Raw genomic sequence first — 14,597 nt, 5'->3', positions numbered from 1 at the left:
GCCCTCGCGCGAAGATATGGATTGCCCCTGGTGGTGATCCCCAACGAGTGAGGCGTCGGGATTTCGTTAACGCGTGCGGCATCCGACAGACGCCACCGGCGAGAGAGCGGAACCCACTCATGCTGACCACCAACCCATTTGATGACGACAAGCTGCGCGAAGAGTGTGGCGTTTTTGGCGTTTTTGGTTCGTCCGATGCGGCGGCCCTAACCGCCCTTGGCCTTCATGCCCTGCAGCATCGCGGCCAGGAAGCGGCCGGTATCGTTGCCTACGATGGTTCTGACTTTCCCGCCCATCGGGCGTCAGGCCAGGTTGGCGATATTTTTGGCTCCCAGGATGTCATCGAAAGCCTGCCCGGCCATCGTGCCGTGGGCCATGTACGGTATTCTACCGCCGGCGGCAAAGGCCTTCGCAATGTGCAGCCCCTGTTTGCCGATTTTGAATTTGGCGGTTTGGCGATTGCCCATAACGGCAATCTGACCAACGCCCTTGCCGTACGGGACCGCCTGGTGCGTCGGGGCTCGATTTTCCAGTCCACGGCCGATACCGAGGTCTTTATTCACCTGATCGCCACCAGCCTTTACGAAAAAATCGTCGATCGCCTGATCGATGCGCTGCGTCAGGTCGAAGGGGCTTACAGCCTGGTCGTCATGACCCAAAAGAAGCTGATCGGTGTGCGTGACCCGCTGGGTGTGCGGCCGCTCGTACTTGGCAAACTGCACGACTCCTACATCTTTTCATCGGAAACGGTCGGCCTGGACATTGTAGGCGCGGAATTTATCCGCGACGTCGAACCGGGTGAAATCGTCGAAATCACCGATGAAGGCATTCGTTCGATCAAGCCGTTCAAACCGGTCAAATCGCGCTTCTGCATTTTTGAACATGTCTATTTCGCCCGCCCCGACAGCATTGTCGAAGGCACAAGCGTTTATGACGTGCGCAAAAATATCGGCCGCGAGCTGGCCCGTGAATCTGCCGTTGAAGCCGATGTTGTCGTGCCGATCCCTGATTCCGGTGTGCCATCCGCCCTGGGTTATGCCGAAGAATCGGGTATTCCGTTTGAACTGGGCATCATCCGCAACCATTATGTCGGCCGGACCTTCATTGAACCGACCGATCAGATCCGCCATCTTGGCGTGAAACTGAAACACAACGCCAATCCCGGTAAGCTCAAGGGCAAGCGCGTTGTGCTGGTGGATGATTCCATCGTGCGGGGCACCACTTCGACCAAGATCGTCGAACTGGTCCGTCAGGCCGGTGCGGCCGAGGTGCATATGCGCATCACCAGCCCGCCCACCGCGCATCCCTGCTTTTATGGTGTGGATACACCGTCGAAGGAAAAGTTGATGGCGGCCAACCACGACATTGCCGAAATGGCAAAAATGATCGGCGTGGACAGCCTTGCCTTCGTCAGCATTGACGGGCTTTATCGCGCCACCGGCCTGCCGGGCCGCGATGCCGAAAACCCGGCCTTCTGCGATGCTTGTTTCTCGGGCGATTATCCCATTCGCCTGGTCGATCATACCGCCGAAGAAAACAAAAACCGCAAGCTCTCCCAGCTTGTTGAAAGACGTTCGGCATGAGTACGCAAAAACGTCTTGAAGGCAAAATCGCGCTGGTGACAGGGGCGTCGCACGGCATTGGCCGGGCGATTGCCAAACGCTATGCCGATGAAGGTGCTACCGTCATTGCGCTGGGCCGCAATGTCGGCGCACTCGAAGAACTCGACGATGAAATCCGCGCGGCAGGCGGCAAAGCCGTGCTGCTGCCGCTCGATCTGACAATGTATGAAAAGATTGATGCCATGGGTGCGTCAATCTATGAGCGTTTCGGCAAGCTCGACATTGTTGTTGGCAATGCCGCCGTTCTCGGCGAACTGGCCCCGGTTGGCCATATTGACACGCAAATGTTTGAAAACACCTATGCCGTCAATGTCACCGCCAATTTCCGCCTGATCCGCAGCGTGGATAAGCTGCTGCGCTTTTCCGATGCCGGTCGCGCCATTTTCGTAACTTCAGGCGCATCGGCCAAAGGTCGCGCCTATTGGGGGCTTTATGCCTCGACCAAAGCCGCCCTTGAATCTCTGGTGCTGTCCTATGCCCAGGAAATGGACGACAGCAAGGTTAAGGTCAATCTGGTCAATCCGGGCCGCATCCGCACCACCATGCGCGCCACCGCCTATCCCGGCGAAGACCCGGAAACCCTGCCAACGCCAGAAACCATCACCGATATTTTCGTCGATCTGGCCGCCGATGATTGCCCCCATCACGGCGAAATACTTCGAGCATAGCAGATACTAATTACCATTGAGTTTACTGCTACAACGGGCCGGTAAACGGCCCGTTTTCCGTCAATTGTTAACGCTTTACGACAGGCATTGCTTCTATTCCGCTGTCTGCATGCCCAACCGTTTTAAAACCCGGCGTTCAACCATCACCACAACCTGGTAAAACACCACCGAGAGAATGACCGACAGCACCGCCACCGTCCAGATCATGCCGTAATCCATATATCCCCGGGACTGGTTAAGCAGATTTCCCAAACCCTTGCCTGTTGCCAGCCATTGCGCGATCATCACACCCAAAAGCGCACGCGGCACCGTCAGGCGTGTCGCGGCAAACAGATAAGGCAATGACGCGGGGATCGTTACCATACGCATTTCCTGCCAGGCCGATGCACCATACGCCCGCGGCACGTCACGCGCGCTTCTGGGCACAAGCGCAATGCCCTGGGCCAATGTAACAAAGGCGGGGAAAAACGTGACTGAAATCGTCACCCACAGGGTCAAGGACGTCCCACGCCCCAGCAGCAACACCAGAAGCGGCGTTAACGCCACCAGCGGCATGGTTTGCGTGACCAGGGCAATGGGCATGAAGGTGTTTAAAACCCGGGGGAAAAGCCGTGTTGAAATCGCCAGCAAAAAGGCAACCGCCAGGCCCGCCGCCATCCCGATAAAGGTAATGGGTAATGTTTCAACGACCGCCTGCCACAAGCGGGTCTGGGCATTGTGCGCGGCCGGGGAAAAGAACAGATAATCCACCACGCCCAACGGTGTTTTGGCAATCATATCAGGCACAGACAGCGCCCGGATGAAAACCCACCACAACACGAAAGGCAAAATAAAGGCGCCGAGTGTCGTCAATGCACGAGCCAGAAAACTCTGCCCCACATTTCGCGCCTCCGGGATGGCGGCATTCATTGTAACCGCCCGGCTTGCCCCCAAAAACCGCCTTGATAACAGCGCAAAAAGCAAATAGCTGACGCCTGCAATCAGGGTCGCCACCAGACCAATCCCCCACAGGCGGTCCGGTTCCGCACGGCCCAGCGACCCCAACAGATAAGCCCCCAGCCCCCAGCGGCCACCGCCACCGAATTCGGCCAGAATAGCCCCCAAAACCGCATTGGGTGCCGCGACCCGAAAACCCGACAGGATGGACGGCAGGGCACCGCGCAACTGCACCAGGCGCATAATCGCCCATTTACCACCCCCATAGGCCCGCACAACATCAACCGCCCGGCTGTCCGCCTGGCTAAGCCCAATGACAGTGGCGGTCATGGTGACAAAATAAACCCCCAATGTCGCCAAAACGACACGCGGCGTCATGCCCGAAAGGGTCAATGTCAGGATGGGGGCAATGGCAATCGGCGGCAGGGCAAAAATGGCAATATTCACCCCGCGTGACAACCGTAGCGCCACCGGAGAGAGAACAAACAAAATACCCGCCCCGACACCCAGCACATTACCAAAAACAAACCCCAACCCCGATCCATACAGGGTGGCCAGAATATGCTGCGGATAATCCGCGCGGTCCGCCCACAAGCGGATCAGAATTTCGGAAAGGCCCGGCAGGGCACCGCCCGCCACCAGATCAAACCGGCCAACAATTTCCCAGATCAGCAAAAGACCGAGTGTCGTGATCACGGCCTTGAAACGGGCTGTGTTATTCAACGACATACAAAACCTCGGCAACCTGATCACACATCCGATGAAATTCAGGGGAAGAAAACAGTGTTTCCAACCGGGGCCGGGCAAAAGGCACGTCAATCACCGCCGCAATGCGCCCCGGTTTGGAGTGCATCACCACAATGCGATCGGCCAGGAAAACTGCTTCATCAATGCCATGCGTCACCAACAGCGCGGTTGCACCGGTTTCCATCCAGATACGCTGCAATTCCAAATTCATTTGTCGCCGTAAAATCTGGTCCAATGCGCCAAAGGGCTCGTCAAGAAACAGAACCTTTGGCTGGATTACAAGGGCACGGGCAATGGCAACACGCTGACGCATCCCACCCGAAAGCTCGCCCGGCAGCGAGTTTTCAAAGCCCTTCAAACCAACCAGTTCGATCATCGCCTGAATCTGGTCCTGCTGGTCTTTGGACTTGCGCCCCAGAACCTCCAGCGGCACCTCGATATTTTTGCGCACACTGCGCCACGGCAACAGGGCGGCATCCTGAAAGGCAACACCGGTCACACCCGCCCGGCTGGCCTGCTGCGGGGCCTGGCCGTCAATCAGCACATCGCCGCTATCGGCATTTTCAAGCCCCAGAGCAATGCGCATAACGGTGGATTTGCCACAACCGGACGGCCCGATAATGGCCGTAAAAGACCCGGCCGGGCAGCCCAGGGACACATCCCTGAGTGCCTCAACCGTTTTGCCACGACCCCGAAAGGTTTTGCTGACATGAGAAAGCGTAATCCCGTCGGGGGCCATGATCAGATCTCCTCTAGCAGGGTCGTATCAAACATGTCGCGATTGCCCTTAATACCAATCTGGCCCAATGCCGACAGGCAGGCATCAATATCTTGTTCCGACATGCTGAAAATGCCATTCGGGCTTTCGATCAATGGCTTCTGTGCCGTGTTGAAATACACCTCGTTATCGATGGTCCGCCCGGTGCCCTTAAACCAGGTATCTTTCCATTTCGGCGGCCAAATAGCGGGATCAGCCAGATTTTCGTTCCAGCCCTTGCGCGAGGCCCGCAGCCACGCCACCAGTTCGTTGCGCTTGGCTTTCAAAACGTCCTCGGTCACAACCACGGTATCGTTGAAAATGGTAAAGCCAAAATCATAGAGCAGGAAGGACGTTGCTTCCTTGCCCTGTTGCGAAATGGTGTAGGGCACGTTGGTGGTAAAATCGAGGCTGGCATCAATTTCACCACGCAAAAGCGGCGTCGGATCATAGGCATAAGGCACGATATTGACATCGGCCTTGTCAATGCCATTCATCTTGAGCATCGCCTCGACCGAAATCACATTCACCGGCGGCACGGCCAGTGTTTTGCCCACCAGGTCCGCCGGTTTGGTAATCGGGTTAGATTTCAGCGACACAATACCTATCGGGTTTTTCTGATATTGCGCGCCAATGATTTTAAAGGGCGCGCCCTGCTCGGCGATCGCCTTGATGGTGGTATCAGGGGTTGTCAGGGTTAAATCGGCGCGATTGGCAATGATCGTGCTTTCCGGGATCACATCCGGCCCACCGGAGTGATATTCCAGATCGAGGCCTTCATCCGCGTAATAGCCCTTGTCGATCGCCAGAAAATACCCCGAAAATTCGGCATCATTAATCCAGGATGCCTGCATGACAAAGGGGGATGCTGCCTGTGCGGCAAACGGCCGGAATGACACGGCCGATGCGGCAAGCCCTGCGGCGGCTGCTCCCAGAAAATGGCGACGATTCAAACGTAACGTCATCTAAAGTCTCCTTGATATGGCAATCAGGCCAGACCCTGAATGCGCTGAAGCTCCTGAAGGGGGGGCGTTTGCTCTATTTGTTTCGGGTCCAAAAGCGGCCATTTCACACCGCTGGGACGTTTGGCTCTGCGGCCAATTTCGTGCATGCAGGTAGGTGTCGCGATCTGGTCAACCAGAATGTCGGTTTCGGACGGTTGCAAATGGTCTTCAACCACCTGCACGTCATGAACAACGGCCATGACCGGGGTTTCCTCATCCACCAGGCCAAGGTCGGTAAACATGCCCCATTCCAGGTCAAAAAAACCGTGTCCTTTGCCAAAACGCACCCCGTTGACCGAAACTGCCGATGCCCCTGTGACCATAAAATCAAACCGCGACCGCCGGGCAATTTCCTCCAGCGTGATCGGGCGGCCAAAATGCTCCATGCCATCAAGCCAGGACGCATAGAGTTCGGCCCCTTTGGGCACCATCCCTGGCTCCATCAGCAGAAATCCGCGATAAATGCCGTATGTTGACATCACAAATGGTTTGCCATCCTCGATCATGCGGCGGCGCAAATCCGCCAGGCAATTATCAGGCGTGATAAAGGCAAATTCCGATTTTTGATAAGCTTCCTGTGCCACAACACGCGCGACGGCCGCCTCTGATCCTTCAAAATCCGGGATCACTTCGGCAAAATTCAAATGAAACCGTGTGTCCGGTCTGGCGACATCATGCAGCTTGGTCCATATTCTTTCGCGTATCACCTTGGAGGTTGACATTTTGCAATCCCGCATCGTTTCATAGGTTGGCGTTTCACTGTTTCAAAAATAAGAAACTGTTGTTTCAAACGTCAAGCAGATTTTGTCATGCCTCCAATCTCAAGAGACAAAAAATGGCCTCGCGACTGATCCTTAGAATTCATGAAAAACAGGCGAAACTGACCAGTGCGGAAAAGAAAATCGCCCAGGTCATTTTGGAAAATAACGATATTATTGAAACACATACGGCCACCGAGCTTGCCAATATGGCCCAGGTTTCAAAGGCAACCACGGCCCGTTTTTTCCGCACCCTTGGCTATGCCGATTTTGAAGAAGCCCGCCTGCAGGCGCGAGACGAGCGCAACCGCAAACAACCCTACCGTCAAACGGTTGTTTCAACCGCGCCCAACGTACTGGGACGCGCAATTGGCGATCATCTTGAGCTGGAATTGCGCAATTTAACCCGCAGTTTTGAAGAACTTAGCTCACATAAACTCATCGAAACCGCCGATATTTTATCGTCCGCGCCCCGGATATGGTTTCTGGGATTTGGGGCGGAAGATGGTGTCGCCCGAGTCGGCCGTGCCATGCTGTCACGTTTGCGCCATGATGTTCATTATATTTCCGGCATCGGCCAGGACTGGTCCAGCGACCTTGCAATGGCCGGTCCACGCGATGCGCTGATCCTTCTGACGCTCGATACCCGGCCCAAGATCATGCGTTCGATTATTTCCTATGCGCGCACTTCACGCATGCGGATAATCACCATTACCGAACATGGCTATGAACAGCAGGCCGCACGTTTTTCCGAGGTCGTCCTGCCCTGCCATGTTGCCAATTACGGCCTGCTGCCCACCCACGCCACCATGCTGTCCATGATCCGGCTGATTGGCATTACCTATGCCGGCAAACATCCCGAAGCCGTCAAACAACGTGCTGAAACCCTTGATGCCATCATCGAAGAACTCGACATGATGGAATAATGCGCGCCGCGCTGCAGATGAAACCGGGTACGGAATAACAGGTAAATTAAAAGGGCTGCCACCTTGGCAACCCTTTGAAAGATTTATCCACGCTTTTTCTTTTTGGCGTAGGGATTATCACTGCTGCGCAGGAAGATGCGGATCGGCACCCCCGGCATATCGAAATCCTCGCGCAATCCGTTAATCAGATAGCGGGTATAGCTTTCGGGCAGTTCCGCCGCCTTCGAGCAGTTGATAAAAAAGCTGGGCGGACGGGATTTCGCCTGGGTCATATAGCGCAAACGAATACGACGGCCCGAAATAACCGGCGGCAAATGGCGTTCGGTAATGGCTTCCAGCCAGCGGTTCAAATGCGACGTCGGGATACGGCGGCTCCAGATGTCATAAATATCGAGAACCGTGGGCATCAACCGGTCCGTTCCCCGCCCGGTCAGGGCGGAAAATGTCAGGATCGGAATGCCTTTCGCCTGGGCAAAGCTGCTATCAAGCTTGTCGCGCAGAGACTGCATCACCCCGGCCTTATCAACCACCGAATCCCATTTATTCACCGCAATGATCAGGGCGCGCCCTTCCTCAAGCACCATGCGGGCAATCGTCAAATCCTGCTTGTCGATGGTGTTGGTGGCATCGAGCATGATCACCACCACCTGGGCATACCGGATCACGCGCAGGGTATCGCCGACCGACAGTTTTTCAACCCGGTCATCAATCTTCTTTTTCCGGCGCATCCCGGCCGTATCAACAAGGCGGATCGGCCGCCCCTCATAAGACCAATCCACGGCGATGGCATCGCGCGTCAGGCCTGCCTGCGGGCCGGTCATCACCCGGTTTTCGCCCAAAAGCTGGTTCAAAAGTGTTGATTTACCCACATTCGGGCGGCCCACAATCGCTAACTGGATTTTGGAATTATCCCGATAAACGACAGGCTCTTCGCCCTCGTCCTCTTCAAACTCATCTTCATAGCTGATTTCAAAGGACGGGAATTTTTCCGGGCCTTCTGCCCCCCCCGCCTCGGCAGCAGCCTGCCAGGCCTCTTCCGCCTCATCATCGTCATCTTCAAAATCGGCATCAATGGCGGCAGTATCACCGCTCTGGCGTGCCTTGCGCTGTTTATCGCGATATTCTTCCCAATGCGGACGCATAATATCGATCAGCAATTCCATGCCAAGGCCATGCTCGGCCGAAATCGGCGCCACATCGCCAAGGCCAAGGCCATAGGCCTCATAAAGGCCCGGGTCCTGATCACGTCCTTCATGTTTATTGGCAATCACATAAACCGGTTTTTTACGCTTGCGCAGCCAATCGGCAAAATGATTGTCCAGCGGGGTCAACCCGGCGCGTGCATCAACCAGAAACAGGGCAAGGTCACATTCTTCAAACGCCATCTCGCTTTGCTGACGCATTTTTCCTTCGATGGAATCATCAAACGCCTCTTCAAGACCGGCCGTATCGATCACCTCAAAGTGCATATGGCCCAGCCGCGCCTTGCCATAGCGGCGGTCGCGCGTCACACCGGGCTGGTCATCCACAATCGCCAGCTTTTTGCCAACCAGGCGGTTAAACAGGGTCGATTTTCCAACATTCGGACGACCGATAATGGCTACTCTCAAGGACATCTGACGACAAACTCTTCATAAAAACGGCGATGTGCGCCACGATAAAACTATCGGTGGCGCACCCGCAAAAAACAGCGAAAGGCAAAGCCCTTCAAATCATATAATGGTCAAAACCCTAGCGATAGGCAACCAGCGTTGCATTCGCCGTCAGGAAATACAGCATATCCCCTGCAACCACGGGCGGCAATGTTACCGGGCCGGGCAGTGCATCAGTTCCAATGACTTTTCCGTCATAGGGCGAAATCGTTTCCACCTGGCCCTGCTGATTGCCAACAATCAAACGATCACCCGCCAGAACCGGCCCGGTCCAGACCATTGCCTCGCTTTTGTCCTCCGGATCCACATAACGCGGCAGGGTGGATACCCATTTAACCCGTCCCGACCGCCGCTGCAAGGCAATCAGGTCGTTGGTATTCGATAGCAGGAATACATAGTTGCCGGCCACCCAGGGGGACTGAATGCCCCCTTCTTCAAGTTCCCACAACCGCACACCAGTCCGAAGGTCAATCGCCACCGTCAGGCCAGAATTGCTGGTGGCAATCACAAGGTCCTTGTCAATCACCGGCAGGCCCCGAATATCGGCAATGGCCGAAACCGCATCGGTCCGCCCGGCAGATGCCAGCGTATCAGACCAGATCACCTGGCCGTTTTCCACGCGCAGGGCATAAAGCTCGCCGGTGCTATAGGCCGAAACCACAACTCCCTGGTCAACGGCCGGGCTGGCACCGCCAATAAAGGTCGCCCCTTCCGCTGCCCCGCGATGGTTCCACAAAACTTCGCCGCTACCGGCATTGAGGGCGACGGTCTGGTTATCCACCGTGATAACAAATACACGCCCGTCCTTGACCGTCGGTGCCGCACGCATTGGCGCGGTCAGGGTGGTGCGCCATTTAACGGCGGCTGTCGCCGCATCAATGGCAACAACCTCGGCAAAACCGGTGGTGGCATAAATCGTGCCACTGTCATAAGCCAGGCCAGATCCCAAAAGCGTACTGTCACGCTCTTCATCCGGGGCAATATCGACACTCCAGATCTGCTTGCCGGTTTTGGCACTGAAGGCACGTACATCGGCATCGGCATCAATGGTAAAAACCACACCCTTGGCGATCACCGGCGGGTTCAGCAACATATTGTCATCCAGCGACCCGTCACCGATGCTGCTGGACCATTGTTCCTTCATTGATGCACTATCAAAGGCAACATGCTGCAGGGAATGGCTGGGGATACCGCCATTTTGCGGCCAGTCAGCCTGAATATGGGGCTGGGGCAAAACAACCTTTTGGCCGGTCAGACCGGGATCAGGCTCGACCGTGCTTTGCAGCGACAGAACCGCCAGACGTTCGCCCGGAAGCGGTGGATCTTCCGATTCTCCCATCCAGCTTGAACAGCCGGAAACCAGAACGGCAAAGCCCATGACGCACAATACGGATTTAAAACGGTCCAGACGGTGTAATTGCAAAACCATATCCTTTTATCCTGTCCCGGCAGGTACCCCAAAAACGGGCAAACGCCCAAGGCACACGACACCACGGCAAATCAGGCTTTGATCGCCTTTAAAAGTTCATTGGCACGGCCGCGCATATCAGCCGGTGCCGTTTTATCATCGGCAAGTTCTGTCAGAAGCGATTTTGCCTCTTCCGTTTTGCCCGCTGCAATATCCAAAACCGCGATCATCTCGCGCGCAGAATGGTACCAGGTGTTTTCCGGCACCGCGATGGGCTCCAGACGTGCAATCAGCGCATCGGCATTCTGGGCACTGGCATTGTTCATCGCAATCTGAATAACGGCAAGGTCGCGATAAACCTGGTCAACATCCTTGTCTGCCGCAATCGCCTCAAGCTCCTTGATGGCCTTGTCGGTGTCATTCTGGCTTAAATAAATGCGCGCCTTCTGGAAATGGCCCAGGGCCACAAATCCGTCATCGCCTTTGGCAATGATGGTATCAAAGGCATCCAGTGCGGCCTGGCTTTTATCAGGCCCGGCATTGACCAGTTCCAGCGCATTGGCAAAACGCGTACCGTCCTCAACACGGGTGGAATGCTCATAAGTTTTCCAGCCCTCACGGCCTGCAACACCCAGAACGATAACGGCGGCAACAGCAATAATAACCTTGCCGTATTTGCGCCAGATGCGCTCTGCGCGCTCGCGCTTGAGGTCTTCTTCGACTTCCTGGAAAATATCGACCACGAAACCCGCTCCAATTCGATCAAAATAAAGCGGGCCACATGCCCGCCCGTCAGAATAAAATGACGGAAAGGATTTAACGCGCCACTGCCCAAGGGGTCAAGGGCGCTGCGCAGGTCGCATGCATTTTAACGTACTTTTCGCCTTACTTCGCTCAATTGTGATCCCGAATGGAGACTGCGGAGTTTCCCCGGCAATTTTTTCACCCTGATCACGCGTCCTGAAAACAGGCCTCAACCCATAAAATTCGGGTCCAGGCGAATTAAACCGCTCCACGCACGGCCAAAAACCACAAAACAACGGTTTCCATTATGACCGGCGCACTTCGCTACGGTACATTAATAAACCGGCACGAAACTTGCTTTATTATTTGGCAGTTCTTGGGGAACAGACAATCGCAACCGTAACCGGGCAAAATTGGCCGGGCTACACAGGGATAAAACCGCATGAAGGCAAAATATCTGCACGCAAACCCGGCTGCATCGGGGCACACAGGCACCTTGCGCATGCTTGCAAAACATATGCGGGGTTTTACCATTGCAGGGGCAATGCTGTTTTCCCTGTCTGGCTGTTCGGGTATGGACAGCACGGTGGCATCGGCAACCGGCACGGACCTTCTGAGCGCAACACAATGGTACGTGGCGCTTGATGTCGTCTCGATCATCAATACCGACAAAACCATCGCCGATCACGTCATTTCCATGTCCACGGGGCGCGATTGTTCCACCGTTCGTTCCAGCATGGGCGAACCCTATTGCAAAACCGATCCAATCCCCGAACCGCCACTTTATTGTTATCGCACGCTGGCATCGGTCAATTGCTATGCGACACCGGACCCGTATAACACCGGAAAACGCCCGATTGACTGGCCCCCTACCCGGGGCCGCAGCCTCTAGGCACGTCTTGCCTTTTTTCAAGCAGTTATGGCATGTCACACAGCGCGGCAGACCCAAAAATCCGCCGCCCCACACCTTCCCCCGTAACCAGAAATTTACTGCCCGCCCGGCCATTGCGGCTTGAGAGGGTGCCCAAAGCGCGTTAGGCTGTAGGCCATATATTAAGGTAAAACAGATGGCCCTTTCCACAGCCCGGAGAACGGCATGGGAACTCTTTTGAATCTGGCGCAATACCGCAAGGGTAAAACTTTTGTCCATTTCAATCGGGCTGAACTGCAAAAACTGATGAATATTTATTCCCGCCAGGTTGCCGGTGGAGCATGGCGGGATTATGCAATTGACCAGCTTGATGGCATGGCAATGTTTTCCATGTTTCGCTCCACCCATGAAAGCCCGCTTTTTGCCGTGATCAAACTGCCCGCCGATCAAAAAAATGCCGGTCGCTATCTCGCCCTGCACAGTGGCGTAAAAATCAAACAAAGCTCACAGTTGGAAACCATCCTTGAAGCCATTGAAAAGCGCGCCAGCAAGGTTGTTCCGCTGTTTAAAAATCGCTAACGAAAGCCGGTCTTTTTAATGTTGCCCTTCCGCACCAACTGCCCGCGCCCAACCCCCTTGCACAAGCTCCTTCATACGCGATTATTGGCCCCCATGATCGCAGGGGGGCTGATCCTGCTTGGCAATATGCCTGCCCGTGCAGATTACAAATCGGGCTATCTGGCCTATCAGGCCGGAAATTACCACGCGGCCTTGCAGGAATGGCAGGATGTCGCCAATAGCGACCCACGTGCCGCCTATGCAATGGGGCTGATTTATTATCGCGGCAATCTCGGTCGCACCGATTATGACAGTGCCGCCAAATGGTTTGGCATTGCCGCACGGGCCAACCATGCCAACGCCCTTTATTATATGGGGCTTCTGTCTTTGAATGGCTGGGGTGTACCCTATGATCAGTTCAAGGCAACCGATTTTTTCAAACGGTCCCTTGATGCCGATCCCGACAATGCCGATGCCGCCTTTTTGCTGGCCCAGCAATATATGCACGGGCGCGGTGCCATGCAAAACTATGTCGATGCCGCCCACTATTACCTCAAGGCTGCGCAACTGGGCCTTCCCGCCGGGCAATATATGATCGGTGCGATGTATGAACGGGGCTGGGGTGTGAACCGGAACCTGGCAGAGGCCTACTACTGGCTGCGCCTGTCTGCCTTAAATCCCATCACAACACCACCGGGAACGGAGCTTGACGCCGACCCCGGCAAGGCCGTTGCCCTGCTGGAACAAAAGCTGCGCCCCGAGGAAATCCGCCGGGTGGAAAACCGCCTTGGCACCCGCATCAATTAGCGTACGTCATTCCCTTGGGACAGCCCCGAAAACAGCAAAAAGGCCTTCGCGATTATCTCGCAAAGGCCCTGATAGCTAAGCGACATAAGGCACTTTAATCAGCTAAATGCCTCATCCCAGGTGCCCCGCGTGGCCGCCTTGGAATATTCGGTCGCCCGGTTTTCAAAGAAATTGGTGTGTTCCACCGCATTTAGCATCGCATCCATCCACGGCAGCGGATTTTCGGCAATGTGATAGGTCGGCTCCAGCCCAAGCTGGGTCAAACGGCGATCGGCAATATAGCGGATATATTGCTTGATATCTTCGGGCGTCAGGCCCTCAACCGCGCCAGCCTCGAATGCCAGATCAATGAACGCATCTTCGTGAGTGACAATCGTCTGGCAGGCTTCAAGCAAATCGGCCCGCATTTCGTCATCCCAAATCTGCGGGTTTTCGCGGGTAAAGGTTTTGAACAGACGAATGACGCTTTCGCAATGCAGGCTTTCATCACGCACCGACCATGTCACGATCTGGCCCATGCCCTTCATCTTGTTAAAGCGCGGGAAGTTCATCAGCATGGCAAAGGATGCAAAAAGCTGCAGGCCTTCGGTAAAGGCCCCAAATACCGCCAGCGTCTTTGCCATTTTGCGCATGCCGTCTTCGGTCAGGCGCAAATCGCCGCGTTCGTCGGTATATTCATCTTCGGGGGCAATACCCCAAATCTGCATGTAATCGTATTTGTCCTTCATTTCCTTGTACTGGAAGAAGGCTTCATACTCTGCCTCGGGCATACCGATGGTATCAAGCAGGTGCGAATAAGCCGCCACATGGATGGTTTCCATGTTGGAAAACGCGGCCAACATCATCTGCACTTCGGTCGGTTTGAACACGCGGGTGTAATGCCGCATATAGCAGTTATTCACCTCGATATCCGACTGGGTAAAAAACCGGAAAATCTGGGTTAACAGGTTTCGTTCCGCATCGGTAATCGTGTGGTTCCAGTCCTTGACGTCATCGGCCAGCGGCACTTCTTCCGGCAGCCAGTGAATCTGCTGCTGGGTCAGCCAGGCTTCATAGGCCCAGGGGTAGCGAAACGGCTTATAGACCGGGTTTTCGGTCAGAAGGTCCATCGTCTTTTCTTCAGTCATCTCAATCTCTCT

At 55.2% G+C, this 14,597-nt stretch carries 14 protein-coding genes; 6 read left to right on the top strand and 8 right to left on the bottom strand.

The window, feature by feature from the left end:
• The first annotated feature begins 119 nt into the window (after positions 1-119).
• The gene (gene purF, locus TH25_RS03795) at positions 120-1,583 is read left to right on the top strand and encodes an amidophosphoribosyltransferase (RefSeq protein WP_114087099.1); all 1,464 of its coding nucleotides are present in this window, start codon (positions 120-122) and stop codon (positions 1,581-1,583) included.
• Entirely contained in the window at positions 1,580-2,290 is a 711-nt protein-coding gene (locus TH25_RS03790; RefSeq protein ID WP_114087098.1) for an SDR family NAD(P)-dependent oxidoreductase, read from the top strand. The genes purF and TH25_RS03790 overlap by 4 nt, the downstream gene beginning before the upstream one ends.
• A 93-nt stretch (positions 2,291-2,383) precedes the next feature.
• Here the strand turns inward: TH25_RS03790 and TH25_RS03785 are convergent, their stop codons facing one another.
• From TH25_RS03785 to TH25_RS03770, 4 genes are read right to left on the bottom strand one after another with little or no spacing between them, the layout of a single operon-like run.
• Positions 2,384-3,955 (bottom strand): ABC transporter permease, encoded by a 1,572-nt coding sequence (locus TH25_RS03785; protein WP_114087097.1) that lies wholly within the window; start codon positions 3,953-3,955, stop codon positions 2,384-2,386.
• Positions 3,942-4,712 carry an ABC transporter ATP-binding protein gene (locus tag TH25_RS03780; protein WP_114087096.1) on the bottom strand — a complete coding sequence of 257 codons (771 nt, stop codon included), beginning with the start codon at positions 4,710-4,712 and terminating at the stop codon, positions 3,942-3,944. Before TH25_RS03780 ends, TH25_RS03785 begins: the two co-directional genes overlap by 14 nt.
• A 2-nt stretch (positions 4,713-4,714) precedes the next feature.
• Complete coding sequence (locus TH25_RS03775; protein ID WP_114087095.1) at positions 4,715-5,695, bottom strand: ABC transporter substrate-binding protein; 981 nt, start codon at positions 5,693-5,695, stop codon at positions 4,715-4,717.
• A 23-nt stretch (positions 5,696-5,718) separates the two neighbouring features.
• Complete coding sequence (locus TH25_RS03770) at positions 5,719-6,456, bottom strand: 5-formyltetrahydrofolate cyclo-ligase (RefSeq protein WP_114087094.1); 738 nt, start codon at positions 6,454-6,456, stop codon at positions 5,719-5,721.
• Positions 6,457-6,569: 113 nt separating this feature from the next.
• Between TH25_RS03770 and TH25_RS03765 the strand changes: the two genes are divergently transcribed.
• The gene (locus TH25_RS03765) at positions 6,570-7,418 is read left to right on the top strand and encodes a MurR/RpiR family transcriptional regulator (RefSeq protein ID WP_114087093.1); all 849 of its coding nucleotides are present in this window, start codon (positions 6,570-6,572) and stop codon (positions 7,416-7,418) included.
• Positions 7,419-7,501: 83 nt separating this feature from the next.
• Here TH25_RS03765 and der read toward each other — a convergent pair whose 3' ends face one another.
• The 3 genes from der to TH25_RS03750 form a co-directional block, all read right to left on the bottom strand.
• Positions 7,502-9,034, bottom strand: coding sequence for a ribosome biogenesis GTPase Der (gene der / locus TH25_RS03760; protein WP_114087092.1), 1,533 nt, complete (start codon positions 9,032-9,034; stop codon positions 7,502-7,504).
• A gap of 115 nt (positions 9,035-9,149) precedes the next feature.
• On the bottom strand, positions 9,150-10,499 hold the full coding sequence (locus TH25_RS03755; RefSeq protein WP_258549019.1) for an outer membrane protein assembly factor BamB family protein: 1,350 nt from the start codon (positions 10,497-10,499) through the stop codon (positions 9,150-9,152).
• Positions 10,500-10,570: 71 nt separating this feature from the next.
• Positions 10,571-11,221 (bottom strand): DUF2659 family protein, encoded by a 651-nt coding sequence (locus TH25_RS03750; RefSeq protein WP_114087091.1) that lies wholly within the window; start codon positions 11,219-11,221, stop codon positions 10,571-10,573.
• A gap of 503 nt (positions 11,222-11,724) precedes the next feature.
• Between TH25_RS03750 and TH25_RS03745 the strand changes: the two genes are divergently transcribed.
• From TH25_RS03745 to TH25_RS03735, 3 genes are all read left to right on the top strand, one after another.
• On the top strand, positions 11,725-12,114 hold the full coding sequence (locus TH25_RS03745) for a hypothetical protein (RefSeq protein WP_181847385.1): 390 nt from the start codon (positions 11,725-11,727) through the stop codon (positions 12,112-12,114).
• 204 nt (positions 12,115-12,318) lie between these two features.
• A complete protein-coding gene (locus TH25_RS03740) occupies positions 12,319-12,672 on the top strand; it encodes a DUF2794 domain-containing protein (protein ID WP_114087090.1) in 354 nt (117 codons plus the stop codon).
• 93 nt (positions 12,673-12,765) lie between these two features.
• Positions 12,766-13,458 carry a tetratricopeptide repeat protein gene (locus tag TH25_RS03735; RefSeq protein ID WP_114087089.1) on the top strand — a complete coding sequence of 231 codons (693 nt, stop codon included), beginning with the start codon at positions 12,766-12,768 and terminating at the stop codon, positions 13,456-13,458.
• Positions 13,459-13,556: 98 nt separating this feature from the next.
• On the opposite strand, the gene TH25_RS03730 is transcribed toward TH25_RS03735, so the two are convergent.
• Positions 13,557-14,585: a ribonucleotide-diphosphate reductase subunit beta gene (locus TH25_RS03730; RefSeq protein WP_114087088.1), complete on the bottom strand. Its 1,029-nt coding sequence runs from the start codon at positions 14,583-14,585 to the stop codon at positions 13,557-13,559.
• Positions 14,586-14,597 lie beyond the last annotated feature (12 nt).

The sequence above is a fragment of the Thalassospira profundimaris genome, assembly GCF_003326755.1.
GTDB lineage: Bacteria > Pseudomonadota > Alphaproteobacteria > Rhodospirillales > Thalassospiraceae > Thalassospira > Thalassospira profundimaris_B.
Note: the sequence above shows the minus strand (reverse complement) of the source record. Positions and strands in the feature narration are given on the sequence as shown.